Annotated in this window: 20 protein-coding genes; 9 read left to right on the forward strand and 11 right to left on the reverse strand. The window is 57.8% G+C overall.

The genetic code is table 11. From position 1 onward, the window contains the following. Positions 1–2: 2 nt before the first annotated feature. A complete protein-coding gene (locus KFE13_RS17175) occupies positions 3–1,697 on the reverse strand; it encodes an MFS transporter (protein ID WP_260704818.1) in 1,695 nt (564 codons plus the stop codon). A 120-nt stretch (positions 1,698–1,817) separates the two neighbouring features. On the opposite strand from KFE13_RS17175, the gene KFE13_RS17180 reads away from it, so the two are divergent. Both KFE13_RS17180 and KFE13_RS17185 read left to right on the forward strand, forming a co-directional pair. Beyond that, positions 1,818–2,441 carry a PadR family transcriptional regulator gene (locus KFE13_RS17180; protein ID WP_260704819.1) on the forward strand — a complete coding sequence of 208 codons (624 nt, stop codon included), beginning with the start codon at positions 1,818–1,820 and terminating at the stop codon, positions 2,439–2,441. A gap of 18 nt (positions 2,442–2,459) precedes the next feature. Beyond that, positions 2,460–3,830 (forward strand): FAD-dependent oxidoreductase, encoded by a 1,371-nt coding sequence (locus KFE13_RS17185; protein WP_260704820.1) that lies wholly within the window; start codon positions 2,460–2,462, stop codon positions 3,828–3,830. A 53-nt stretch (positions 3,831–3,883) separates the two neighbouring features. Here KFE13_RS17185 and KFE13_RS17190 read toward each other — a convergent pair whose 3' ends face one another. From KFE13_RS17190 to KFE13_RS17205, 4 genes are all read right to left on the reverse strand, one after another. Continuing rightward, positions 3,884–7,141 (reverse strand): carboxypeptidase-like regulatory domain-containing protein, encoded by a 3,258-nt coding sequence (locus KFE13_RS17190; protein WP_260704821.1) that lies wholly within the window; start codon positions 7,139–7,141, stop codon positions 3,884–3,886. Positions 7,142–7,279: 138 nt separating this feature from the next. Next, positions 7,280–8,377, reverse strand: a complete 1,098-nt coding sequence (locus KFE13_RS17195) for a YeiH family protein (protein WP_260704822.1) — start codon at positions 8,375–8,377, stop codon at positions 7,280–7,282. A 690-nt stretch (positions 8,378–9,067) separates the two neighbouring features. Beyond that, the gene (locus KFE13_RS17200) at positions 9,068–10,915 is read right to left on the reverse strand and encodes a phosphoenolpyruvate carboxykinase (GTP) (protein ID WP_260704823.1); all 1,848 of its coding nucleotides are present in this window, start codon (positions 10,913–10,915) and stop codon (positions 9,068–9,070) included. Between the two features lie 81 nt (positions 10,916–10,996). Next, positions 10,997–12,034 carry an AI-2E family transporter gene (locus KFE13_RS17205; RefSeq protein ID WP_260704824.1) on the reverse strand — a complete coding sequence of 346 codons (1,038 nt, stop codon included), beginning with the start codon at positions 12,032–12,034 and terminating at the stop codon, positions 10,997–10,999. 157 nt (positions 12,035–12,191) lie between these two features. Between KFE13_RS17205 and KFE13_RS17210 the strand changes: the two genes are divergently transcribed. Next, positions 12,192–12,950, forward strand: a complete 759-nt coding sequence (locus KFE13_RS17210; RefSeq protein WP_260704825.1) for a class I SAM-dependent methyltransferase — start codon at positions 12,192–12,194, stop codon at positions 12,948–12,950. Here the strand turns inward: KFE13_RS17210 and holA are convergent, their stop codons facing one another. From holA to KFE13_RS17225, 3 genes are read right to left on the reverse strand one after another with little or no spacing between them, the layout of a single operon-like run. Beyond that, entirely contained in the window at positions 12,951–14,093 is a 1,143-nt protein-coding gene (holA, locus tag KFE13_RS17215; RefSeq protein ID WP_260704826.1) for a DNA polymerase III subunit delta, read from the reverse strand. Then, positions 14,093–14,611, reverse strand: a complete 519-nt coding sequence (gene lptE, locus KFE13_RS17220; RefSeq protein ID WP_260704827.1) for an LPS assembly lipoprotein LptE — start codon at positions 14,609–14,611, stop codon at positions 14,093–14,095. Before lptE ends, holA begins: the two co-directional genes overlap by 1 nt. Before the next feature lie 12 nt (positions 14,612–14,623). Next, positions 14,624–14,995, reverse strand: a complete 372-nt coding sequence (locus KFE13_RS17225; protein ID WP_260704828.1) for a DUF4260 domain-containing protein — start codon at positions 14,993–14,995, stop codon at positions 14,624–14,626. Between the two features lie 202 nt (positions 14,996–15,197). On the opposite strand from KFE13_RS17225, the gene KFE13_RS17230 reads away from it, so the two are divergent. Then, the gene (locus tag KFE13_RS17230; RefSeq protein ID WP_260704829.1) at positions 15,198–15,638 is read left to right on the forward strand and encodes a hypothetical protein; all 441 of its coding nucleotides are present in this window, start codon (positions 15,198–15,200) and stop codon (positions 15,636–15,638) included. Positions 15,639–15,689: 51 nt separating this feature from the next. Here KFE13_RS17230 and ftsH read toward each other — a convergent pair whose 3' ends face one another. Together ftsH and tilS are read right to left on the reverse strand one after the other, a co-directional pair. Next, entirely contained in the window at positions 15,690–17,609 is a 1,920-nt protein-coding gene (gene ftsH, locus KFE13_RS17235; RefSeq protein ID WP_260704830.1) for an ATP-dependent zinc metalloprotease FtsH, read from the reverse strand. 312 nt (positions 17,610–17,921) lie between these two features. Next, entirely contained in the window at positions 17,922–19,025 is a 1,104-nt protein-coding gene (gene tilS, locus KFE13_RS17240; protein WP_260704831.1) for a tRNA lysidine(34) synthetase TilS, read from the reverse strand. 58 nt (positions 19,026–19,083) lie between these two features. Here tilS and KFE13_RS17245 point away from each other — a divergent pair, with 58 nt between their 5' ends. Genes KFE13_RS17245 through ispF form a run of 3 tightly spaced genes read left to right on the forward strand, consistent with a single transcriptional unit; the run spans position 19,084 to position 20,933 of the window. Continuing rightward, complete coding sequence (locus KFE13_RS17245; protein WP_260704832.1) at positions 19,084–19,557, forward strand: GNAT family N-acetyltransferase; 474 nt, start codon at positions 19,084–19,086, stop codon at positions 19,555–19,557. A gap of 36 nt (positions 19,558–19,593) precedes the next feature. Next, on the forward strand, positions 19,594–20,319 hold the full coding sequence (gene ispD, locus KFE13_RS17250) for a 2-C-methyl-D-erythritol 4-phosphate cytidylyltransferase (protein ID WP_260704833.1): 726 nt from the start codon (positions 19,594–19,596) through the stop codon (positions 20,317–20,319). Beyond that, positions 20,316–20,933, forward strand: coding sequence for a 2-C-methyl-D-erythritol 2,4-cyclodiphosphate synthase (gene ispF, locus KFE13_RS17255; protein ID WP_260704834.1), 618 nt, complete (start codon positions 20,316–20,318; stop codon positions 20,931–20,933). The genes ispD and ispF overlap by 4 nt, the downstream gene beginning before the upstream one ends. A gap of 9 nt (positions 20,934–20,942) precedes the next feature. Here ispF and KFE13_RS17260 read toward each other — a convergent pair whose 3' ends face one another. After that, positions 20,943–21,611: an O-methyltransferase gene (locus KFE13_RS17260; RefSeq protein WP_260704835.1), complete on the reverse strand. Its 669-nt coding sequence runs from the start codon at positions 21,609–21,611 to the stop codon at positions 20,943–20,945. Between the two features lie 82 nt (positions 21,612–21,693). On the opposite strand from KFE13_RS17260, the gene KFE13_RS17265 reads away from it, so the two are divergent. Further along, positions 21,694–23,577 (forward strand): M14 family metallopeptidase, encoded by a 1,884-nt coding sequence (locus tag KFE13_RS17265; RefSeq protein WP_260704836.1) that lies wholly within the window; start codon positions 21,694–21,696, stop codon positions 23,575–23,577. Positions 23,578–23,645: 68 nt separating this feature from the next. After that, a complete protein-coding gene (locus tag KFE13_RS17270; protein ID WP_260704837.1) occupies positions 23,646–25,577 on the forward strand; it encodes a CocE/NonD family hydrolase in 1,932 nt (643 codons plus the stop codon). Positions 25,578–25,872 lie beyond the last annotated feature (295 nt).

The raw sequence follows: 25,872 nt of genomic DNA on the forward strand, positions 1-25,872 counted from the left end.
AGCTAGTCTTCCACTGCGTCGTGCGGTGTAATCTCCCGGGCGTAGATCTGGTAGGAGATCTTCGGCGCATCGTTGCCCTTGTGCAGCGCGCGTACACGGGCGCGGATCGCCTCGTCGGCTGCGGTAATGCGTTCACGCGAACGCAGATAGTCAAGCCACGATTCCATGAGGAAGGTTTCGTTCAGCCGTTCGGGGTCGATGACATCGCGATAGATGCCCCAGCGGATGGCTCCATCCCGCAAGCGCACACCACGCAGTTGATGAATTGCATGCGTAAACTCCGCGTAATTTTCTGCTGGGACACGATATTCGATGGAGACCCGTACTGGACCGGAATGGACTGGATCGTCAGCCTGTGAATCGACGATCGGGAAGGGAGCAGGTTGTGGCGCAGGACGTGGCGAGAGATGCGGTGTCAGGTCGGGAATCGGGCCGCGAAGAATATGGAAGCGTCGGATGAATGGATAGGTGACGGCGAGTCCGCAGGCCGAGGCCGCCAGAGCTGTTGGTGTGGATGTGTGCTCGGCAACGAAGCCCCAGAGTATGGAGCCGAAGGCCATGCCTCCCTGGAAGGTCATCAGATACGTACCGAGCGCACGTGCTTGTACCCAGGCCGGTACAGCAAGCTGTACCGAGGTATTGAGCGTCGACATCGTACTGGTCCATACAAAGCCTGAGCCAATCAGAATAGGAATGATGATCCACGGACGATGGACATAGGCCAGCACCAGAAGCGTGATGGCTTCAAATGCAGTGCTTACGGCAATGATCTGGTCGGCTGTGAGGCGACGCCGTACTTTGGGGAGCTGCGTGGCGCCAAGGACGGCCCCGAGACCCAGCGAGCCGTTCAGGATGCCGTATCCGATAGCGCCTTCGTTGAGGTCGCGTTTGGCCACCAGAGCGAGCAGAGACCATATTGCCGAAATGAAGAATGGAAAGGTGAAGGCCCGCGCAAGCGATGCTTGCAGTTCTGGCGCATGGCGGACATAGCGCAGCCCCGTCATGATGGATCCGGCGATGCGCTCTGATGGCAGAGCCGACTTGAAGAGCGGCGTGCGCTTCCAGTTGTAGAGCACCCAGATCACGCCGGCGAATGACAACGCATTCAAGAGGAAAACGGAGCCAGCACCGATAAAAACGTTGGCAAAACCTGCCACCATCAGTCCGCCGAGCGCAGGTCCGAGCGCGCGGGCAAGATTGTTGGATGCGGCGTTGAGCGAGACACTGTCGGGGATCAGCTCGCGCGGGACAAGCTCCGGTACGATGGCCTGCCACGCAGGATTGTTCATCGCCGAGCCGATGTTCAGCAGAAACGTAAACGCCAGCAGCGCCCACGGAGAGATGTGTCCAAGCAACGTGAGCACGGCAAGAATCGCGACCGATCCGAGCATCCACGCCTGCCAGAAGATGAGCAGCTTGCGGCGATCGAAGATGTCGGCCGTTGCTCCGGCAAGCAAGCCGAGAAGAAGAACAGGAAGCGATGCGGCCGTTTGCATCAGCGCAATCAACAGAGGGGACGCGGTAAGCGAGGTCATCAGCCAGGTTCCGGCTGTGTCCTGCATCCACGTACCGACAGAGGAGACCGTCGAGGCGATCCAGCGGTCGCGGAAGAGCGGGATGCGGAGCGGGGTGAATCCGCTTGGTGTCGGGTTGGCGACGGCGACGACTGGGCCAGTGTTGGGCGTCTCAAGAGGCATTGCTCCTCGTAGTTTACGAGACTGAGGAAAGCGATGGTGTTGTGAAAAGAAAGGGCGCTTTCCGAGGCAGATGCATTTTTGAGTTGACATAGTTATTTTATAACTAGTATTTGTTTAACTATGAAGATCAAGAGTTCAAAACGCTCTCCGGTTGGCCTGGCCGTTCTGACGATGTTGTATGAGGCTCCGATGCACCCTTACCGCATGCAGCAGCTGATCAAGGAGCGCGGCAAGGACGAGGTAATCAACGTAGGACAGCGGGCGAGTTTGTATCAGACGATCAATCGTCTGGAGCGCGATGGGCTGATCGTGGCGCGGAGGGTTACGCGAGAGGAGAACCGTCCGGAGCGGACGGTCTATGAGCTGACAGCGATGGGGGAGCAGGCGATGTTCGAGTGGATGCGGCAGATTCTTTCAACGCCATCGAAGGACTTTCCAGAGTTTCCAGCGGCCCTGTCGTTCCTGCCGGTGCTGACTCCGAGTGATGCGCAGCGCCAGTTGGTGCAGCGGGTTGTGGCGCTTGAGGCTGAACTGAAACGGATTGATGACGAACTGGCAAAAGTTACCTTCCTGCCGCGGTTGTTTCTGCTGGAGATAGAGCTATTGAGGGAGTCGCTGGTAACTGAGCTGAAGTGGGTTCGTTCGGTTGTGAGTGATTTGCGATCGGGCAAGCTGACGTGGAGCAAGGCGTGGTTGCACAAGATGGCGGCTGAGTTCGGCAGCCAGCACGGAGAGACGGAGTAACGGAGAGGTGTGATGGAGATGGAGAAGAAACTGCGTGTATTGATTATTGGTGCGGGCACAGGTGGGCTGTGCCTGGCACATGGACTGAAGCGGGCAGGGATTGCTGTCCGCGTCTTCGAGCGTGACCGCACACGCCAGGACGGACTTCACGGATATCGCGTGGGCATCAGCCCTGCAGGAAGTTATGCGATGAAGCAGTGTCTGCCGCCGGAGCTGTTTGACCTGTTCGTGGCAACCTGCGCGCGGGCTCCACGGTACTTCAACATGCTGACGGAGCAGTTGAGCGAGGTGCTGTCCTTTGATGCTCCTGAAGGCGATGATCCGATCGACAGCGAGAAGTCGGTGAGCCGGATGACGCTGCGGCAAGTATTGCTGACGGGGCTTGAGGATGTGGTTGAGTTCGACAAGAAGTTTGAGCGTTTCGACTACAACACCGATGGAACCGTGACGGCGTTCTTCGAAGACGGCAGCAACGCAACGGGCGATGTGCTGGTGGGGGCCGATGGTGCAGGTTCACGCGTGCGGAAACAGCGGTTGCCGAACGCCCGTATGGAAGAGACGGGCATACTCTCAGTTGGTGGGAAAGTTGCTATGACGGCTGAGGCGAAGGGTCTGCTGTCAGACAAGGTATTCAATGGGATATCACTGGTGATGGCTCCAAGGGGGTATGGAGCCATTCTGCATGTGATGGAGTTCAAGTGGGATCGCCACGGCGTAAAGACTGGAGTTGGAGGCAACGATGCCGAGCTCATCTCGCAGTGGCCGGGGATGCTCTACGACAATACGCGCGACTACATCATGTGGGGTGTCTGGGGAGCGCGGCAGCGGCTACCGCAGGACCCCACGAAGCTGGCGCAGGTGCAACAGTTGGAAATGGTGAAAGAGATGGTGAAAGGATGGCACCCGAATATGCGGCGGCTGATCGAGCTGACCGATCCATCGACTGTTTTCTCGATCAATATCCGTACATCGGTGCCGCCGGAGCCGTGGTCCAGCTCGTGCGTAACCCTGTTAGGCGATGCGGTTCATACGATGACGCCGGGGCGTGGAGTAGGAGCAAATACGGCACTGCGCGATGCCGAGCTATTGTGCCGCAGATTGATTGAGGTGCGTGATGCTAAAGCGGAGTTGGTGGCTGCGTTACATGCCTATGAGGCGGAGATGCTGGAGTACAGCAGGGATGCTGTGATCGATTCGCGTAAACAGATGGATGCGAAGGATCCAATCCATAAGCCGGTGCTTGGCAGTGTGCTGCTTGTCGGGATGCGTACGGGGATGAGGCTGGTGAATGCCGTCCCTGCCTTGAAAAAGAAGATGGCTGAGAAGCAGATGCGCCTGCGCAAGATCAAAGAAGAGAGTGGTCTGCAGAAGCAGGCAAGCATGGCATGACGAAGAGAGGGCGCTGCTTTGGCAGCGTTCTATAAGTAGCGCCCCCCTCATTTTTAGAAGAGTAATTTAAGGCCGAACTGAAGCTGTCGCGAGGTAGTTGAGGTTGCTGTGATGACTCCTGCTGTTGGACTGGCGACAACCGCAGCGGCCTGATTTGCCGGTGTGCCCTGGGTTGGGCCAGACGTAAAGACGACAGGGTTGGGTGTTGTGAAGTTTGTGTGGTTGAAAACGTTGAAGAATTCGGCGCGGAACTGTGCGCGAACCCGCTCGGAGATCTGCGTCACCTTGAGTAGAGACAGGTCGGTGTTAGTGAGCCCAGGTCCGGTGAGCGTATCGCGGCCAAGGTTGCCCACCGTTCCGTAAGCAGGGGCGAGAAATGCTGCGGGATTGAAGTACTGCTGCGGTGTGCGCGGATAGAGATTGCCGCGGAAGTTCGGGTTGATATCGGGGCGTACCGGGTTACGCGTATCGCCCGACCCCGTGGGGTTGTAGCCAAGCTGTGGCGAGAAGGGAAAGCCGGATTGGATGGCGATGATGGTGCTCAGCGTCCAGCCGCTGACGGCACGGTTGGTGAATCCGCTTAGGTTCGACCCGATCAGGTGGCCGCTGCCGAAAGGAAGATCGTAGGTTCCATTGATCGATGCCAAGTGGCGAATATCAGTAGCTGCGGGACCATAGTCGATGTCTGGATTCGTCGGGTAGGAGACGAAGGCGGGGGTGTTTGCACTAACGCTGGTGTTCCATGCCGAGCCGTTGTCGAGATTCTTCGAGAAGGTGTAGTTGCCGCGAATCTGCAGACCGCGTGTGAAGCTGCGTCGCACATCGACGACGAGGCCGTTATAGTTGCTGTAACCCTTCGAGAACCACGAAGTGGTGTTGGCAACGTTCGGGTTCACCTTGACGGTGGTGGGGTAGTAGATTCTCCCATTGACGATGGTCGCCTCGGGTTCGTTAAGGTCGCCTGAGAGGATCTGGTTATAGCCATGCGAGCCGATGTAACCGAGTGTCAGCGATGTACTGGGAGCAAGCTGTTGCTCGATATGCAGGCTCCATGAAAGTACGGTTGGCGTGGCGATATCGGTTTGCACATTGGAGGGGGAAATGAGAGTACCCGGTGAAGGCTTCGTGGAAGAGGTGATATTGAGGCTCGATACTGGTACATTCGCGAGCGAAAGCGTTGTGTTGTAGGGTGCGGTCTGATCGAGACGGTAGTTCAGGTTGTCGAGCAAGGAATAGTGAATGCCGAAGCCAGCGCGCACACTGGTCTTGCCATCTCCATGTACATCCCATGCGATTCCTGCGCGTGGAGCAGGGAGGAATTTGGCGCGATTGTCGGTGAAGGGAGACGAGCCGATGGTTGGATTTGTGTTGATGATGCCGTTGGTGAAGCCATAGTTGGAGGCACGCCCCTGGGCTTCGTTGAAGCCGTTGGTGGCTTCAATGCGCAGGCCAGCGCGGAGTTCGATGCGCGGAGTCAGGCGGATGGTGTCTTCGAGGTATCCGGCTCCCATCCACGAGCGCCAGTTCAGACGAGTGGGTGATGGAACGACGGTGAAGGTCTTCACGGTGCCTTGCAGAAATGTTGTGAGCGATGCAAATGACGCCTGACCGAACTGGTTCTGCGCCAGGTTGTCGTTCGATTGCAACCGCTGCAGCCAGCCGCCTGCTTCGATCTGATGGCGTCCGATGGTCCAGAAGATGTGATCGTCGAACGTGAATAGATTGCGCGTGGTGGCATTGTTGGAGCCAACGTTTGCGCCGGCTCCAGTGATCTGCGAAGAGCCGTTGGAGGCAGTCGAACCGGCGATAACGATGGCGCCGACAGGCTTGCCGGCAACCCAGCCATTTACAGTGGCTCCGCCGAGTGGAGAGGACGAGCCGAGGAAGAAGAAGGATGCGCGTGAGAAGCCGAAGCGTGCGGTGTTGAGCAGGTGCGGGGAGAAGACGTGCTGCTCCTGCAGGCTGGCGACTTGTTCACGCAGGTCTTCGTTGATGGAGGCGAGCGGGTTTTGCGTTGGGGTGTCGGCAGTCGAGTCGTCGACGGTGTAAACCCCAAAGAAGAGATCGCTTGGCGTCACGTTGTAATCGAAGCGCGCCGTGGCGAAGTCTTCGCGGATGCGCTGCATGGGGTTGGAATACGCAAGTCCGATGCCGGTCTGGTTGCCGGTTGCATCGAGCAGGGCAGGGCCGTTTTGTGTAGGCCAGAGATTGAAAAGTGGAGCGACGCCTGATGCGACTCCGTAGTTTTTGCGCGGGCCCGAGGGGTTGGACGGATCGGGGAGGAAGCCCTGGCGTGCCTGTGTGTCGGGGACGAAGGTGACATTCGAGAGGCCGAGGTTCTGGCGGTAGCCTTCGTAGTTGGCAAAGAGGAAGAGCTTGTCTTTGCGGATAGGGCCCCCGAGGGAGCCACCGAAGTTGTTGCGCTGAAAGGCAGGAATGTGTGCCTGATCGAAGTAGTTGCGTGCATCGAGTGCGGAATTGCGCAGGTATTCGTAAACTGCACCGTGCAGATGGTTTGTCCCCGAAGCCGTCACGATGGAGATCTGTGCGCCCTGACGTTTGCCGTAGCTGGCGGAGTAAGTGTCGGTGACGACGTTGAACTCGCGCACGGCATCGACGCCGAGCAACTGGCCGCTGGTTCCGCCGGGCGTAACGTTGATCAGTGAAGCACCGGTATACTCCACGCCGTTCAGCAGGAAGAGATTGTCCTGTGGGCGGCGGCCGGAGATTGCAAACATATTGCCGACGGAAGAGTTCGATGTGCCGATCGAGCCAGAGCGCTGGTTGGTGTAATTGACGACGCCGGGATTGAGCGTGATCAGCTGATCGTAGCTTCGTCCGTTGAGGGGAAGCTGCTTGATCTGCCGCTCATCGACGAGGCCTGCTGTCTGTTGTGTCGATAGATTGACGACGGCAGGCGTATCTTCGACACTGACCTGCTGCTGTACGGCATCGACGGTGAGCTGGATATCGATCTGCTTGCTTTGGCCGACAGTCAGCGGGATGTCGGTGCGATGCTGAACGGAGAAGCCTTCGTGCTCAACGGTGATGGTGTAGGTGCCGATGGGGATCGAGGGTGCGGAGAAGCGGCCGTCGGGGCCGGTGGTGAGGCGACGCTCGTTGCCGGTTTCATCGTTGTGGACGGTGACGTTGCTGTCGGAGAGCGCGGCTCCGGTCGGGTCGGTGACAATGCCAGAGAGTGTGCCTCCGACAACCTGGGCGTGGCTGATGCGTGGTGCGACAGCAGTGAGGACAAACAGTGCGGTCAGTAGAGTCTTTGCAGATGCGAGTCTGCGAATGGGGGCGTGCATAAACGGTCTCCAGTGAGAAAGGAGCGTTCGCCTGCCAATGAGGCGAATCGCAAGGATGAATGTTGTTAGAGGGGAGAGACGGTGCGGCTTTCGCGCTTTAGAGGCGACAACAACAGATCGGCATGAAGCTAAACCGGGTCATCGAGCGACTCCGTGGTTATAGCTCCAGTAGACGAGGCCGAGTGTAATGAGGGCGATGACGATTTCACCGAGGATGCCGACGACGAGTGGCCGCCAGCCCTGTCCAGTAAGGTCGCGCAGATTGGTGCGGAGGCCGACTCCTGCGAATGCGGGAAGGAAGGCCCACTTCGACAGGTTGGCGAGACTGGCGAGTTGTCCGCGGCTGAAGAAACCCAGCGTTGCCAGAATGGCCAACGCGATGAAGCCGAGAATGAACTTCGGAAACTTGCGCCAGAGGAAGAGGCCCTTATGTTCAACATCAGGTGCGAGTCCTCGCGACGACCAGTAGATGGCGTAGGCCAGCACGATAAAGCCGATAAAGCCGGAGCGTGCCGTCTTCGCAAGTACGGTCCAGCGTCCGGCCTCTTCGCCGTAGAGCGAGCCGGTGACGAGTGATTCGGCCGTGTTGTCGACGGCGAGGCCTGCCCACATACCATAGCCCTGCTGGCTCATATGGAGTGCGTGGCCAATCGCAGGAAAAGTAAAGAGAGCAATAGCGCCGAGAGTGAGGATGGCGGCGATAGCGGTTGAGGTGTCCTCTTCTTCAGGCTCGATAGCTCCGCGTGCGGCCATGATGGCAGTAACGCCGCAGATGCTGGAGCCGATGGCAAGCAGGCTGGTCAGTTTGGGAGGCAGACGAAAGATACGCCCCATCAGGTGCATGAACGAGAGCGAGAGGATGAGTTCGACGGCGACGAGCAGCAAAGAGAGCCCGCCGATATGAAGGATGTCCTGAAGTAGAAAACGCGTACCGACGAGGACGATGCCGAGCTTGAGCCAAAGTTCATAGGTGGCGACGCCGGGACGAAAGATCGACGCGACTCCCAGTGTGTTGCCAATGGCCAATCCCAGCAGGATCGCCCAGAGGACATATTCCAGATGCGGGAAGGGAATGCTGGGATACGTCGCGCGAAGATGCGTGAAGGTGTGTTCCAGTAACTTGCCCAGGAGGCCGATTCCGAAGAGCAACACAATGCCCGGCAACACTCGCAAAAAGCGAGCGGCCAGAGATGACGCAGGTGCTTCGATCGGAGCCGGAATGGTGTGGGCGGACATGCTCGAGCTTAGAAGGAAATGGGCGGAATGATATTGAAGCGGATCAGCCCGGCAAGGGTGAGAGCGATAACGACGGCGATCAGGTCGATATTGATGCGGCTCTTGATGGTGGTATCTGGAGTTGCCATCCGGTTCCTCAGTTCTGTCGGTTCAGGTTTTATGGGTATGCGTGGAGGCAAAAAATAAAACCCACGCAGGCTTCGAGCGCTGTACGTGGGTTCCTGAGATTCTCTAAGCGATGTTTTCTAGCTTAGGAGAGGGAGAGTCCAACGCAGCAGCAACAGGTGCCCATACAACAGAGGCAACAGGTGCTGGTCGCGATGTTCTTCGATCCCATATCTAATTAGAAGAGTAGAGGGTTCCTTAGGATGCGTCAAGTTACGAAGTTTTTGCGGGGTAAAAAGGAAACCCACGCAGCGCGGTGGGGGCTGTTGCGTGGGTTTTCCATTTGTAGCAACGAAGTGGGTGGACTTCGTTATGGCCGACTCAACCCGAAGGGAGTCCTGCCACCTGAATAAGATAGCGGGAAGCTGTTCGGGAGTCAAGAGTTACACAGGCATGAATGCAATACGATTTTCCTGATTTCTCTTAGCTCGTTTGGAGTCGCTTTCTCTTTTTAGATCAGCATTTTGCATGATTTGTAGCAGGTAGCAGTTTAGAGATTCATTAAGCGAAGCCTGATCTGCCCCGTTACAGGCGGCAGATCAGTAGCTCGCGCTCATAAATCATTTCGGGCGGCAGGTGATCGTGGAGAGCAAGAAAGAGCTCTTCGTGGTCCATGACCTCCTTACGCCATGCCGCGCGATCGACGGTTTGGAGCTCGTCAAAGATCTCACGCAGCCGCTCGCGTGGAAGCGTGATGCCTTCCCAACGGATGTCCTCGAAGTGCGGCGTCCAGCCGATGGGGGTCTCCTTGCCCTGGGCGCGGCCACGGACGCGGTCGACGATCCACTTCAGCACACGCATGTTTTCGGAGAAGCCGGGCCAGAGGAAGCGGCCGCTCTCATCTTTGCGGAACCAGTTGACATGGAAGACGCGGGGAGTTGAAGAGAGGGCGCGCTGCATCTTGATCCAATGCCGGAAATAGTCACCCATGTGATAGCCGCAGAAGGGCAGCATGGCCATAGGGTCACGGCGTACCTTGCCGAGTGCTCCACCGGCAGCGGCTGTGGTCTCCGAGCCCATGGTTGCTCCGGCGTATACTCCACCAGACCAGTTGAAAGCCTGGAAGACGAGCGGCATGGTGGTGGAGCGGCGGCCGCCGAAGATGATGGCGGAGATGGGCACACCCTCCGGGGCCTCCCAGTGTGGATCGATGGTGGGGCACTGGCTGGCCGGGGCGGTGAAGCGTCCATTGGGATGCGCGGCGGGTTTGCCGGTGTTCTTGCCGATCTCGGGCGTCCATAGATTGCCCTGCCAGTCGAGACACTCGGCGGGAGGCGTATCGGTCATGCCCTCCCACCAGACTCCGCCGTCTGGGGTAAGTGCGACGTTGGTGAAGATGGTGTTCTTCGCCAGCGTGGCCATCGCGTTCGGGTTCGTCTTTGCAGAGGTGCCAGGAGCGACGCCGAAGAAGCCGGACTCGGGGTTGATAGCGCGAAGCTGTCCGGTAGAGTCGGGCTTGATCCATGCAATGTCGTCGCCAACGGTCCATACCTTCCATCCTTCGAAACCTGCGGGCGGGATCATCATGGCAAAGTTCGTCTTGCCGCAGGCGGAGGGGAAGGCAGCGGCGACGTAGGTCTTCTCGTGCGTAGGGGACTCGACGCCGAGGATGAGCATGTGCTCGGCCATCCAGCCCTCGTCGCGGGCTATGTTGGAGGCGATGCGCAGGGCGAAGCACTTCTTGCCGAGCAGAGCATTGCCGCCGTAGCCGGAGCCATAGCTCCAGATCTCACGGGTTTCGGGGAAGTGGACGATGTACTTCTCGTCGTTGCAGGGCCAGGGAACGTCCTGCTGGCTAGGCTCGAGCGGGGCGCCGACGGAGTGCATGCACGGGACGACGCGCTTGATGTCTTTATCGATCTCGGCGAAGACCGGGGCGCCAATACGAGCCATGATGCGCATATTGACGACGGCATAGGCGGAGTCGGTAAGCTGCACACCGATCTGCGACATCGGCGAACCGATCGGGCCCATGGAGAAGGGGAGGACGTACATCGTGCGTCCGCGCATGCAGCCGCGGAAGAGTTGCTTGAGCTTGCGCCGCATGACGAAGGGGTCTTCCCAGTTGTTGGTGGGACCGGCGTTGTCTTTGGAGAGGGAGCAGATGAAGGTCCGGTCTTCAACGCGGGCGACATCGTTGGGTGTTGAGCGGGCATAGTAGCAGCCGGGCCAGAGCTTCTGATTGAGGCGGATAAAGGTGCCAGCGTCGATCAAGCCCTGGCAGAGAGCGTCATATTCGGCCTGCGAGCCGTCGACCCAGTGGATGGAGTCGGGCTGCGTGAGGTCGGCCATCTTTTCGACCCAGCGAATGAGGTGCTTGTTTGTGGTGGGAGGGGCCGAGATCAGAGTGGCTTCGGATTTTTCGTTCTTCATAGAGAAAGCTTTCCTTCGCTAATCAGTGTTCGCTTCTGCAAACGGGCTGTCAAACAGGAAGGATTCGATAACCGTACAGGGTTAGGAAGCCGTTGTAGCTGTTCTATCTTTCCAGATATCGAGGAGCGTGGATGCGACCGTAAAGGCTACAGGGCCAAGGACGATACCGGTAATTCCGAACAGAGCGATGCCCCCGAGGATAGAGATCAGGACGGCAACGGTGTGCTGCTGGAGCCTTGGCCCGATGAGGACGGGGTAGAGGAAGTTGTCGATGAGGCTGACAACTCCACCGCCCCAGGCTGCGAGCAGGGCGGCCTTGCCCCAATGTCCGTTGAAGCCAAGATAGAGTGCAATGGGTACCCAGACGAGGAAGGCTCCAAAGGCTGGAACCATCGCCATGACCGCAGTGAGGATCGCCCAGAAGAGGTGGTTTGGAACGCCGAGGACCCAGTAGGAGAGTCCGGCGAGCGCACCTTGTACGCCAGCAATGGCGAGGCGTCCGAGTGCGGTTGCGTAGATGGTGTCTCCGACACGCGAGACGAGGCGGTCGGAGTCGTCAGATTGTAGCGGCAGTAGAGAACGAACGAAAGAGACGGCGAGTTCTCGGTCTCGGAAAAGGAAGAAGAGGATAAAGAGCATCACAACGATCTGCGTGATGGCGGAGAAGGAGCGTCCAATGAAGCCGGCGAGTTTGCTCCCGATGAAGGTTGCTACTGAGCGAGCCGTGTTGCCAAGGTCAAGCGAGTCCGTTACGGCGTTGATGCGAGTTGCTAGCGTGGGGTGGTGGTCGAAGTAGTTGCTGATCTTCTGTTGTGTCGAGTCGCTGCGCAGGGCGGCGACGACATCGATGGCCTGGCCGGTAAGGCTTTGCGCGAGAAGGTAAATCGGAGTAACGATGACAAGAATGATAAGAAGGAGTGCGACGGCGGCACATACGCTGCGGTTCGAGATCTTCGACCTGAGCCATTGGTAGGGACGCTGCGTAATAACCGCAAGAACGGTTGCGCCGACAATGGCAGATAGAAATGGCTGCAGAATGAGTGCGCAGACGACGAGGGCCGCAAGCGTGAGCAGGAAGAGGGTGACTTGCTTCCAGTGAGTGTCATTGCTGGTTTGCATCGGTTTGCTCTCCTGTTGCCATTACGGGCTTCAACGGACTCTTCCAGAGTACTTTGCATCAAAGAATTCAAAAGACTTTACAGGCACTCGATAGATTTGAACAGAGGTACGACAGGGAATGGCGCGGAAACATGTTCGACGTTTGTTGCATGTAGTGATGAATCGCGGCGTCTGGGGATTTGTTGCGCTGGCTGGGCAGAAGGTTGGACAGCGGCTGCATCTGGTGAAGGTGGACAAAGAGCAGGCTGCGCTGTCGAAGGGGCAGGGCGGGCCGGAGATTCATCCCTTCGATCTAGAACATGGAACAGATACGAGCGGGCTGGTGTGGGGTGAATTTCTATCTTCAGGCAAGGGGAACGATCTATGGAGCACGGCGTATTACGGCATTTCGCCTTCGCTGTTGACGCGAGCTATTGAAGCGCTGGAGATTCAAGCAGAAAGGTTCACGTTTGTCGATCTGGGATCCGGGAAAGGGCGGGCACTGCTGGTGGCCTCGCGGTTTCCGTTCAGGAAGATTGTCGGTGTCGAATTTATTCCTGAGCTGAGTGCTGCCGCAGCGCAGAATATCGCAGAGTTTGCAGCGCCATGGCGGGCGTGCAAAGACATTGAAACCGTAAACGGAGACGCCACGGAGTATGCCTATCCAAAGGGACCGCTGGTGATCTATCTCTACAATCCGTTTCTGCCGCCGGTGTTGAAGCGTTGCCTGAAGCATATCGCCAGGTCTCTGGAGAATGAGCCGCGCGAGGTCTATCTGATGTATGTGAACCCTGCGTTTATGAAGCTGGTGACAAGGTGCGTCCCAAAGTTGGAGAAACAGTGGGAGACGGTATTCGCATTTACGCCGGAGGAGGCGGAGGCGGACAAGTTCGGAACACACGAGGAGCGGGTAGCTGTGTGGCGATTTGTCGGGTAGCTAAAGCTCCATGGCGAACTGGAGGGATGGATCAAATAGCGATGGCTTCGGCTCGGCGCACAGGTCGAGGACAAGGCGTTCGAGGACGAGGAGCTTGTTTGCAGGGGAGCTACGCAACTCGAGGTCGGCGCGGGCGACAAGGCGCAGGGCACGGGTAAGTTCGCGGCGTGATTTATAACGACGAGCTTGCCGGATGAGGTCGTCGGCGGCGAAGGGCGGCATGCGGAAGCCCTGCCAGAGTGCCTGCCATATGGCGCGTGAATCGCGTACGTTCTTCTCAAGAATAATCAGCATCTGCCGGAAGGTCCGGGCAAGCATATAGAGATGACCGATGGCAGCGTCCTCGCCACCGTCAGAGGCGTTGAGCAGCCCGTGGAGCAGGGCAAGAGCGCGGGGCCGATCCTTGGCGGAGATCGCGTCGGTGAGTTCGTAGAGGGAGCGTTGTTTGGCGGCCAGCACCATGGTTTCGACATCGCCCAGAGTGACGCGGTTCTTTGCTTCTACATAGAGAAGAAGTTTTTCGAATTCGCTGGAGATGAGCATCATGTCGGCTCCGAGAGAGTCGACGAGCTCGCGAGCAGCGTCGGGATCGAAGCGAACGTTACGAGCCTCGGCAGCGGAAACCACCCAGCGGGTGGCATCATTTTCGTCGACACGGGCCAGCTCAACCATGCCGCACCATTCGCCGAGGGTCTCACGGATGCGATCAAATCGCTCCTTGTCCTGGTAGTCCATCTTGCGGATGTCGGTAGGGATGCGGATATGGTCGGCGACGAAGAGGAGAAGCGCCTGCGGGTTTGGCGAACGAAAATATGCGTCGATGGCGGCAAACTCTTCTTTTTTCGAGCCGCGGCCGTAGAGGTTTTTGATGTTGCGGATAAAGAGAACCTGAAAGGGAGCCATCAGCGATGGCGTCTGCGCGCGGTCGAGTGCCTCGAAGATGTTGGTTTCGGAGAGATCGATGTCGTGGAGCGAGAAGTCGCGTGCGCCTTCGGGGACGAGTGTGGAGAGAACGGCGCGGCGGCAGCGATCGTAGAGGAAAATCTCGTCACCGACGAGGACATAGCCGGGGCGGGGGGATGGCGACGCGATCTCGGTGATGAACCGATCAGTGGAGGCAAAGCTGCGTAAGGACGTAGCCATTAGAACGACTCCAGCATATCGCTGACGACGGCCAGGGCGAAGTCCTTTGACATGCGATTGATGGCGGGGGAACCTTCCTGGATAAAGCCGCTGAGGTCCTGCGTGGATTGGTACTGCTCGCGGAAGGTGATGGCGCTGTTGCGATAAAGTACATGGCCGTCTCGCGCAGTGAGGATGACACGGGCGGTAACGGATACGAGATAGCTGGAGGTCTGACCGGAGGTGGCGTCGTAGGTGAGCGGAGTGATCGTCTCGGAGAGGATGGTGCCATTCAGCGTAGCATCCGTGTCGGCAGAGTCGTTGCTGACAATGCGGTATTTGGTGCGTGTATTCAGCTCGCGGACGATGGCCTGCGTGAAGGCGACCTCGGTGCGGTAGGCCTGTACGTTGGTGGCGAAGATGGGGACGGAGAGGGTACGAACATTTGCGGGGATATGCGTCGCCGAGCCGGCAGTGTGATAACCGCATCCGGCGAGGAATGTCGTAAGAGCGAGCAGGATAACGGCGCGAAGGTTCATGCGATCTGAGTTCTATTGTCGCATTGAGTCGAGATGTTGAAGATGCGTGTCTTTAAAGTGGGTTGGATATTTGAGGCCGTAGCCGAGAACTCGGTCGAAAGCGATGTGGCTTGCCCAGATGAGCGCGATAGTGAGCAGGAGCGATGTGCTGCGATAAAAACCTATGGCTGCGAGCAGGATGGGCAGGAAGTAGGTATGGGCGAGATTGTAGATAGCCGATCCGGTGCGCGGGCCACTGAGGTAGCCAAGCATGAAGAGGTCTGGCGCGAGGAAGAGAATAGCGAAGAGCAGCCACGAGAGATGCAGGTGAAAGTAGACAAACAGGATGGCCAGAAATAGCAGCGCGTCTTCTAGCTTGAGCAGGTGGGAGGGGCGCGTAAGCATCTTGTCTCCAAACATACACCGTGGAAATCGCATAAGTACAAAAAGAAGAGGTAGCCCCGGAGCTCTCCTTTGATGCCGATACCGGAAAAGGTTGAGGCTCTGTCAAGAGTGAGCAGGATGGCAGCGGGAGGTTCATGCGATCCGAGCTCTATTGTCGCATTTGGGATAGATGAGTTGCTTCTGCTCCGCATAGAATGCAGCCATGCGTTTTGAGAGATCGAGCAAACAGTTTGTTGTGTTGACCTGGATGATATTTTTGTTGCTTATTGTCATAGCTGTATTTATTTGTTACGGGAACGATTGGGTACAGACAACTCGTGAGCCTTATCCCTTTGGAGTTCGACTTAAATTAATCGGATTGGTTCTTATTCTTGCGGTTCTAGCAAACCTGTTCCTACGATTGATTCCCCGCCTGTCTGATCTTCGTGCTCTTCTTGCCGGAATACTGGTTGGAGCAGGCGTTTATTGGGTGAGTATTTCCCATGCACATAGTTATCTGGGTTGGAATGGGATATGGAAGGCCGATTACCGTGGTTTCTATCTGTTGATGTATGAGGGATGGGGAATGATATTTCCTCTTTTGTGTATGGGCTTCGGCGTCCTGGCTGCGCTTCGTGAAGGTATGGAAAAGCGGACAGAATAAAAAGAAGAGGCAGCCACGTGGGCTGCCTCCGCTTTGATGCTGGGTTAGAAGTTATGCCGGTGAAGGCTGGCCCTCGCCGAAGCCGGGCTTGCGGCCTGACTCGGGCTTGAGGATCTTCTGCGCCTCGCCTCCCGAACCGGGATCGACAGCGGCCAGAGCGGACTTCATGGGCGGAAGCTCCTTGCCTTCGATGATCAGCTTGATCTCGTTAGCGTCGAGTGTTTCGCGCTCCAGCAGGGCGGCGGCGAGCCGGTGCATGATGTCCTGGTTGGTGTTGAGCAGGTTGTAGGCCGACTGATACGCCGTATCGACGAAGCTGCGAACCTCAGCGTCGATCTGCTTGGCTGTCTCGTCGGAATAGTCGCGGTGCTGGGCGATCTCACGGCCGAGGAAGATCTGCTCTTCCTTCTTGCCGTAGGTCATCGGCCCAAGCTTCGACATGCCGAACTCGCAGACCATCTTGCGGGCGAGCTCGGTGATGCGCTCGATGTCGTTGCCGGCACCGGTAGTCATCTTGCCAAGGAAGATCTCTTCTGCGCATCGGCCGCCCATCAGGGTGGCGAGGCGTGTCTCGAGGTACTCCTTGGTCACGGTGTGCTGGTCTTCTTCAGGAAGATAGACTGTGACACCCAGAGCCATTCCACGCGGAATGATCGTGACCTTGTGCAGAGGATCGGAGTGATCGCGCAACGCAGAGACAAGCGTGTGGCCAGCCTCGTGGTAGGCGGTGACGCGCTTCTCTTCATCGGTCAGAAGCATCGACTTGCGCTCTGCACCCATCATCACCTTGTCTTTAGCAACCTCAAAGTCATACATATGTACGGCCTTGCGGTTATAGCGAGCAGCGGTGAGGGCAGCCTCGTTGACCATGTTGGCCAGGTCGGCACCAGAGAAGCCCGGGGTCCCACGAGCCAGCACGTTCAGATCAACGTCCTCAGCCATGGGAACTTTCTTCGAGTGGACCTTCAAGACCTCTTCGCGGCCGCGAATATCCGGGCGATCGACGACGACGCGGCGGTCGAAACGGCCGGGACGGAGAAGCGCGGGATCGAGAACGTCAGGCCGATTGGTTGCGGCAACGAGGATAACGCCGTCATTGGACTCGAAACCGTCCATTTCAACCAGAAGCTGATTCAGGGTTTGCTCCCGCTCGTCGTGTCCGCCACCCAGGCCAGCACCACGGTGACGGCCAACAGCGTCGATTTCGTCGATGAAGATGATGCAGGGAGCGTTCTTTTTGCCTTGCTCAAACAGGTCACGGACGCGGCTTGCGCCGACGCCGACGAACATCTCGACGAAGTCTGAACCGGAGATCGAGAAGAAGGGAACGTTGGCTTCGCCGGCAACAGCGCGGGCGAGCAGGGTCTTACCGGTTCCTGGAGGTCCGACGAGCAGAACACCCTTGGGAATACGTCCGCCGAGGCGCTGGAACTTCTGGGCCTCGCGAAGGAACTCAATGATCTCCTTGAGCTCTTCCTTAGCCTCATCTACACCAGCGACGTCCTTGAAGGTGATCTTCTTCTGCTGCATCGAGAGCAGGCGGGCTCGCGACTTACCAAAACTCATCGCCTTGTTGCCGCCGGACTGCATCTGGCGAATCAGGAAGAACCAGACGCCGAGGATCAAAGCGAAAGGTGCGAGCTGGATCAGGAAGCCGATCCATGCATTCGAGTTCTGGTCCTTGATGGTGATATTGACGCCGTGATCGCGCAGCGTCTTGTACATGTCCGGATAGTTGGCCGGAATGGTGGTGTGAAACTGGGCGTTGCCGTCACGATACTTGCCTGTGACCTCGGAGCCGTTGACTGTGACCTCGGAGATCTTGCCCTGATCGGCGTCATTCAGCAGTGTGGTGAGGCTGATGTCCTTGGTCTGGCCGGCGCCCGTTCCCTTGACGACGAACTGCCACAGGAACACCACGCAGGTGATCATGAAGACCCAGATCAGAATTTGCTTTACGGTCGAGTTCAAAGCGTGTTCCTCATTTTCCGGTCTGTCGGGCCACAGAAATGGCTGATAAGACCCGGTCTCCTCTATGGGCAAAGCCCGGCAAAGGAGCCTTCTTCGTTAGACGATTGGGATAAAGGAAGGTTCCGCGGAGAGGCAGACATAAACGACGCCGCGGGAGCAGTCCTGCCCCCATACACCTACTTAAGATTCTACTCTCACATGTGAAGATTCAAGGGGCGAAAAGCGAAGGCTGCTGCAACTTAGGGGTGACGGTGATCGGACATGCGCGAAAGCTGGAGTCTCGGTTGCGTGCAGACGGCTTGATAGCTGGTTCTACAGGACTTGTGGTTCTCGGGAGAGCCGCACCTCACGGAGCGACCGCTTAGCGCGCAGGCCGTTGGCCAGATGGACAGCTGAGCCAGTTCTGGCAGCCACGGTCGGCAGAGAGGCAAATCCGGCAAGAGCAAGCAGGCGGGTCGTGTCGTCGAAGGAAAGGCGAGAGCCAAGCTGACGTGCGGCGGCGCGGAGGACGCGGCGACGGAGGGCGGGGTCAAGTGTGCGAAGCCGCTCGATCTCAATCGCGACTGCGGATGAGTCGGTAGAGGTGGATACGGTGCGGCCGCCTCCGCGGACAGGTTTGCCAGGCAATAAGAGTTGGGGGAGGATGCGGGTGAGCTCGGCTTGCCAGCGTACCTCTTCCTCGCGGGCGATTTCGGCGAGGTTCGCAAGCGTCTGGTTGATGGAAGGGTTGAACGTTCGTAGCAGGGGAAGAAGCTCATGCCGGATGCGGTTGCGGGTGTATGTAGTGTCGGCGTTGGTAGAGTCGGTGCACCATGACTGAGCGCGTTCGCGAAGGAAGGACTCAATTTCGGAGCGGCGTGTAGCGAGCAGAGGGCGGAGGATCTTGCCGCTGCGCGAGGCTGAATCGCCGGGACGCGAGGCCGTGGCACTGACTTCGACAACGGGATGGATAGCGGAGAGGCCTTCCGTCCAGGCTCCGCGGAGGAGCTTCATCAGGACGGTTTCAGCCTGATCGTCGAGGGTATGAGCTGTGAGTATGGAGTCGGCATGACCAGAGGCAATCAGCGAATGAAAGTAGCTATAGCGGACCTCGCGTGCAGCCTCTTCCAGAGTCTCGCGGTTTTCTGATGCGCGAGCAGGGACATCGGCATGGTGGATGTGCAGCGGAACGTCGAGCTGAATGCAGAGGTTCCGGACGAAAGCGAGATCTGCATCGGATTCGGCAGCCGACCGGATACCGTGGTGGACGTGAGCTGCGGAGAGCCCGACACCCAGTGCGTTGCGGGGTGCTGCATTGGCTTCATGAAGTGCGAGGAGAAGGGCGACAGAGTCGGCCCCGCCGGAAACAGCTACGCAGAGGCGGTCGCCTGGGGAGATGTGTTCGCGATTGAAGGGAAGAGATGTAGATTGAGCCATTGCTTCTTCATGTTAACGGTGCGATGTGTGGATCCCTATCCGTTCCTATACTAGGAAGATGTTTGAGATACGAATGGCGACGGAGGCCGATGCCGAACTGATTGGCGTGCATAGGCGCAAGATGTTTATCGAGATGGGCCAGCCAGATGACTCTGCGATGCAGGCGATGGTGAGCTCCTTCGTCCCCTGGGTTAGGCAGAAGCTTACTGACCGACACTATCTGGGATGGTTAGCGGTAAAAAATGGCGAGGTGGTGGGCGGCGGAGGCATGTTGTTACTGGATTTTGTTCCACATTGGCGTGATCCGAAGCCGTTGCGGGCGTATCTGCTGAACTTTTACGTCTCGCCCGAAGCGCGAGGGCAGGGGCTGGCGAAACGCCTGCTGCAGACAGCGGTTGAGGAGGCTCGCCGTCGGGACATTGGCGTTGTAGCCCTGCATGCATCGTCGGCGGGAAGGCCAATCTATGAAGCTGCGGGCTTTGAAGCCAGCAACGAGATGATGCTGATGGTGGAGAACCAGAAGCCAGACTGAGAGTTTGCCTCAACAATCTTGTATACTTCGCTGGTTATGCGAGTTTTTGTCATTATCCCGGCAGCGGGTATCGGTACGCGGATGGCTGCGGGTTCTCATGCAGCGGCCCCGAAGCAATTTTTGAGTGTTGGTGGGGTTCCGGTGCTGGTGCGGTCGGTAAGAGCCTTTCTTGAGGTACCTAGAGTCGATGCTGTTTGTCTGGCGGTGCGCGGTACAGAGCGCGAGCGAGTCGAATCGCAGATTCATGAGTACAAGCTGGGGCCGCGCGTTCATTTAGTAGAGGGCGGCGAGAACCGGCAAGGGTCGGTCAACAATGCCTTACTGGCGCTGGAGTGCGACGACGATGATGCCGTGCTGGTGCATGACGCGGTGCGGCCGCTGATTGACGAAGCGACAATTGAAAGGACGATCGACGCGATCGAGCGGCATGGAGCGGCAATCGTTGGTCTTCCTGCGGTGGATACGATCAAGCAGGTAGAACGCACGGCCGATGGCGCGATTATTACAGCAACGGTGCCGCGGGAGCGGGTGGTCCTGGCGCAGACGCCGCAGGGAGCGCGATTCGGATTGTTGCAGCGCGCATTTTCCGAGGCGGAAGCCGACGGTTTTGCTGGGACGGATGAAGCGAGTCTGCTGGAGCGAGCAGGGATTGAGGTTGCGGTGGTGGCGGGTTCGGCGAAGAACTTCAAAATCACACAGCCGGGAGATATTGAACTGGCCGAGTTTTATCTTAATCAGGCAGCAGGGGCAGGTGCGCGATGAGTATGAGGATCGGATACGGCTTCGACTCGCATGCGTTCAAGCCAGGTGTACCACTGGTGATTGGCGGATTGAAGATCGAGCATCCTGAGGGGCTTGCGGGCCACTCCGATGGCGACGTGTTACTGCATGCGATTACGGATGCACTTCTGGGCGCGGTCTCAGCTGGTGATATCGGAACGTTCTTCCCGCCGAGCGATCCTCGGTGGAAGGGCGCGGCTTCGCACGTCTTTCTGGAGACGGCGCTGGAAGAGGTGGCAACCGCCGGATACAAGATCGTCAATGTGGACACCGTGCTAGTGATGGCGCAGCCGAAGATTGTGCCGATCGCAGGTGAGCTGCGCGAGCGTGTTGCCGAGCTGCTTGGAGTTAAGCCCGGTGAGGTTGGCATCAAAGCCAAGACGCCGGAGGGGCTGAACCAGGATCATGTGGCCGTGGCTCATGCGACGGTGCTGCTGGAGAGTGTGAAGTTGGCCGACCCACCGGCTCGGATGGTTGCTTCTGCCGATGTCGATGATGAGATCGATGAAGTAGTGAAGGGGTTGGTTGGCGGCGCGCACGATGTTTCGGCACTTGGCCGCAAGCGGCCGCCATTTGATACCGACGATCTGACTTAGTTGAGGAGATTAGGGTTTTACGACGGCAAGTGCGAAGCCGTCGTAGCCTTTGCTGCCCACGGTCTGGATGGCGGTGGCGTCGAGGCGCGGGTGTGTGCCGAGCTTTTCAAGGAAGGTCCGTGTCCCTGCAACGCGCTCGTCGGTGCTGTTCTTGTCGACAATCTCGCCTTCGCGGACCACATTGTCTCCGATGATGACGGTGCCGGGGCGGGAGAAGCGAAGCGCCCAGTCAAGATAGTTCGGATTGTTTGGCTTGTCGGCATCGAGGAAGATGAAGTCAAACGGCGCTGGGTTCTCAGCCGCAAGCTTTTCGAGGGATTCGAGCGCGGGGCCGACGCGGATATCGACCAGCGAACTGAGTCCGGCTCGCCGAATATTGTTGGCGGCGACGGCAGCATGTTTGGGATCGAGCTCAAGGGTGATGAGCTGCCCGTCAGATGGAAGCGCACGGGCAAGCCAGATAGACGAGTAGCCGCCAAGGGTTCCAATCTCGAGGATGCGTTTTGCCCCCTGAACGCGGGCGATCAGATGCAGTAGTTTGCCTTGGTTAGGGGCTACATCAATGGCAGGAAGACCCGCGCAAGCATTGGCGTCCAGCGCCTCGGCCATGTTGTGATCGGCGGGGATAAGCGTGTCGGCGAGATAACGATCGACGGTGACCCAGAGACCTTGATCCATAACCTCAAGATAGATTCATCCGGCGCGGTGAGCAAGTGACTCCGGGATGCTAGCGTGGTGTGAAGAGCTTTCTGTGAGGAACATGATGCGGATCGGATTCGGTTTGCTGGTTGCAACAGTATTGGGTTCGGCGATGTATGGGCAGACCGTGGCTTCGCCGCAGTTGATAGATGCTCCAAAGGTAGCGCGAGACTGCGCCACAGGCGGAGAGTGGGCGACTCCGGCGGAGAGGGAGTGTTATGCCATCACGCCAGACTATACGGCTACGATGAGCTATCTCCAGCGTGTAGAGGCTGCGACCCCGGGGCAGGTGAAGATTGAGTCATTCGGGAAGACAGGCGAAGGACGCGATCTGGATATCGTGATTGTCTCGCGAGATGGCGTCTTCGACCCGGTAGCGATTCATGCTGCGAAGCGTCCGGTCGTGCTGGTGCAGAACTCCATCCACGCAGGCGAAATGGATGGCAAGGATGCGTGTCTGGCCCTGCTGCGCGATATGGTGATTACGAAGTCGAAAGCGGCCTTACTGGAGCGGGCGGTGTTCATCTTCATCCCCATGTACAACGCCGATGGGCACGAGCGTCGCAGTCGGTATAACCGTATCAATCAGGATGGTCCAGCGGAGATGGGGTTCCGCGGCAATGGGACGAATCTGAATCTGAACCGCGATTATCTGAAGGACGATGCTCCCGAGACGAGGGCGTTCATGGCGATGTTTCACCGCTGGCTACCGGACTTCTTTGTCGACGATCATGTGACGGACGGTGCGGACTATCAGTACGACGTAACGTTCACGATCGACGATGGGCCGAACATGCCATCGGCGACAGCAAAATGGGTGGACGATGTCGTAACGCCGGGGCTGGAGAAGTATGTCGATGCGCACGGGCATCTGGCTGCACCGACTTATATCAATCTTGTGAACGACAACGATCCGGCGCAAGGGCTTGGCTTCAACGACGATCCACCGCGCTTTTCGACGGGGTACATGATTCTTGAAGGGCGTCCGTCAATGCTGGTGGAGCTGCACATGCTGAAGGATTACAAGACGCGTGTGATAGGGAACTACGAGATTCTTGCGGGTCTGCTGGATCTGGTAAATCGTGATGCTGACAAGCTGATTGCGATGAACGCGGCTGCGGATAAAGAAGCCGAAGCGATGGGCGCGCATCCGCTGAGTAATGTGAAGTATCCGCTGGCGCTCGGCTGGGGCGGGCAGACGACTCCGTTTTTGTTTCGCGGATATAAGTACACGCGTGAGCTGAGTGCGGTTTCCGGCGCGATGTGGGTGAAGTACACGCATGAACCGTGGAATGTTTCGCTGCCATTCCAGACCGGGTTTAAGGTGACGGCGGAAGCAACGCTTCCGGCGGCCTACATCATTCCGGCGCAGTGGACGAAGGTGATCGATGTGCTGTCTGCGCATCAGGTGGAGATGGCGCGCACGACGGCTGCGTGGTCTGGCGATGTGGAGACGTATCGCTGCGCGGGAATGATGTGGCAGGAGCCTCCGTTTGAAGGGAGGCATCCGACGTTTAACGGTGAGGCACTTCACGATCCGGGTAAGTTCGGAAGCTGTGCTCTGGTGCGTGAGCGGATGAGTTTTCCGGCTGGCTCGGCGGTGGTGCGCCTGAATCAGCGATTGTCGAAGGTTGCGGTTGAGTGGCTGGAGCCTGCGGCTCCTGATTCGGCGATGCAGTGGGGCTTCTTCGACGCAATTTTCGAGCAGAAGGAGTATGGCGAAGCCTACGTACTGGAGGATCTGGCGCGGGAGATGATGGCCAGGGACCCAAAGCTGAAGGCTGAGTTTGAGAAGAAGGTGGCCAGCGATCCGGTGTTTGCCGGTAGCCCTTCCGCGAGGCTGGAGTTCTTCTACGAGCGATCGCCTTGGTATGCGGCGAATCGCGTGGGGTTGTATCCAGTGGGACGGCTTGGAAGCCTGGATGGGATTCCAGTAGGACGATGAAAATTTTTTGAGGAGAAAGTGCTGTAGACTTCGGTTCATCCCGAATCTCGGTGTACAAGGATGAATCAATGAAGGCAGTACTTTCTTTTGCGATAGCTTTACTTGTCTCCTCCTGCGTCGGCTGGTCGCAGGCTCCGGCTGCTCCGTCTGATGATTTTGTCAGGACGCATTATACGAAATATGAGTATCGGATTCCGATGCGCGATGGGGCGAAGATGTTTGTTGCGGTGTATGTGCCGAAGCTGGGCGCGTTCAAGGATGCGGGGCCGTATCCGTTCCTGGTGACGAAGACGCCGTATAGCTGCGGGCCGTATGGCGTGGACAAATATCCGGCTCGCGTGGGGCCTAGCCAGCTGTTGATGGAGTCGGGCTACATCTTCGTGTGTGAAGATGCTCGTGGGCGCTATGGAAGCGAAGGCGTCTTTCAGGAGATGAATCCGCATATCGACGACAAGAAATCGTCGAAGGATGTGGATGAGTCGAGCGATATGTACGACACGGTGGAGTTTCTGCTGAAGACGGTGGCGAATAACAATGGCAAGGTGGGCATTACCGGCATCAGCTATCCGGGTTTCTACACCTCGGCGAGCATCATCGATTCGCATCCGGCGATCAAGGCTGCAAGTCCGCAGGCTCCGATGACGGACCTGTTCTTCAACGACGATGGCTATCACGGCGGCGCGTTTATGCTGGGCGCGAACTATGGGTTCTATCGCTTCTTCCTGCCTCAGAAGAATCCGCTGATTCCGACGGGTGGTGGCGCAGGGCGCGGCGGCGCTTCGAGTACGGAGAATCCAGATACCTACGCGACGCTGCTGGAAGCGGGGCCGACGGGAAATCTGGATACAGGCAAGGTGTATCTGGACGGCAAGAACTGGCTGTTTCGCGACCAGCTGATGCATACAACCTACGACGACTACTGGCAGAAGCGCGATCTTTCGCGGCATATGAAGAATGTTCATGCGGCGACGATGGAGGTCGGCGGCTGGTTTGATGCTGAGGACCTGTCGGGGCCGTTCAAGACATTTCATGCGATCGATCAGTTCAATCCAGGCAATACGAACACGCTGGTGGTCGGGCCGTGGACGCATGGTGGTTGGTCGCGCGGGGATGGCGATCATCTGGGCGATGTGGAGTTCAATGCAAAGACGTCGCTGTTCTATCGCGAGAAGATCGAGCTGCCTTTCTTCGAGCATTATTTAAAGGACAAGCCTGAGCCTGCGCTGCCGAAGGCTTATGTGTTTGAGACGGGCACGAATGTGTGGAAGACATACGATGCGTGGCCTCCGAAGCCTGCGGTTGTGAAGACGCTCTACTTCCGCGCGAATGGAGGGTTGAGCTTCGATCCTCCGGCGGAGAAGGCGGGCGTTGATGAATACGTCAGCGACCCGGCGCATCCGGTGCCATTTGTCGGGTATCCGACGGATACGGTGCCGCAGCGATATATGGCGGACGATCAGCGGTTCGCGACGACGCGATCGGATGTGCTGGTGTATATGTCGGAGCCGTTGACGCAGGATGTGACGATCGTCGGGCCGGTGAAGCCGAAGCTGAAGATTGCTTCGACGAGCACGGATGCGGATTTTGTGGTGAAGCTGATTGATGTGTATCCATATGACGCCGCGAATCCTCCGGGGATGGAGTCGGGGAACAAGCGCATTCTTGGAGCGGCTCCGCTGGTGATGGGTGGCTATCAACAGCTTGTGCGCGGCGAGCCGATGCGGGCGAAGTTCCGCGACAGCTGGGAGAAGCCGACGCCTCTCACTCCGGGGAAGGTAACTGCCGTCAACGGCGAGATGCCGGATGTGAACCACACCTTCCGCGCTGGGCACCGGATCATGGTGCAGGTGCAGAGCTCGTGGTTCCCGCTGGTGGATCGCAATCCGCAGACGTTTGTCGATATTCCGCAGGCGAAGCCGGAACAGTTTGTGAAGGCTACTGAGAGTGTGTATCGGAATGCTGGCGCTGCCAGTGGAGTCGAGGTGCTGGTGCTGCCGTGACCCCCTCCCCCCTTATTTTCGCAAAATATTCATGAATAAGGACTTGCGGTCGTACTATTTCGGCAAAATATTCAAAACAGTAGACTTATGCGTAAAATATAGATAATAAAAGAGAAATCCAGGATCAACGCCTGGATTTCTCTTTTTGTCTACTGGTTTTATTGTAGCTACCTGGATGGAATTAATCGGCACTTTGGGTTGTGGCTGGAAGTGATTGTTTTTGATTGGGTTGTGCAAATTTTTCAATGCGTGGGGGCTTGACAGGTGTTTTGCTCAAGCTGGCGGTTGGTCGTTC

The sequence above is a fragment of the Edaphobacter flagellatus genome, from assembly GCF_025264665.1.
Taxonomy (GTDB): Bacteria; Acidobacteriota; Terriglobia; order Terriglobales; family Acidobacteriaceae; genus Edaphobacter; species Edaphobacter flagellatus.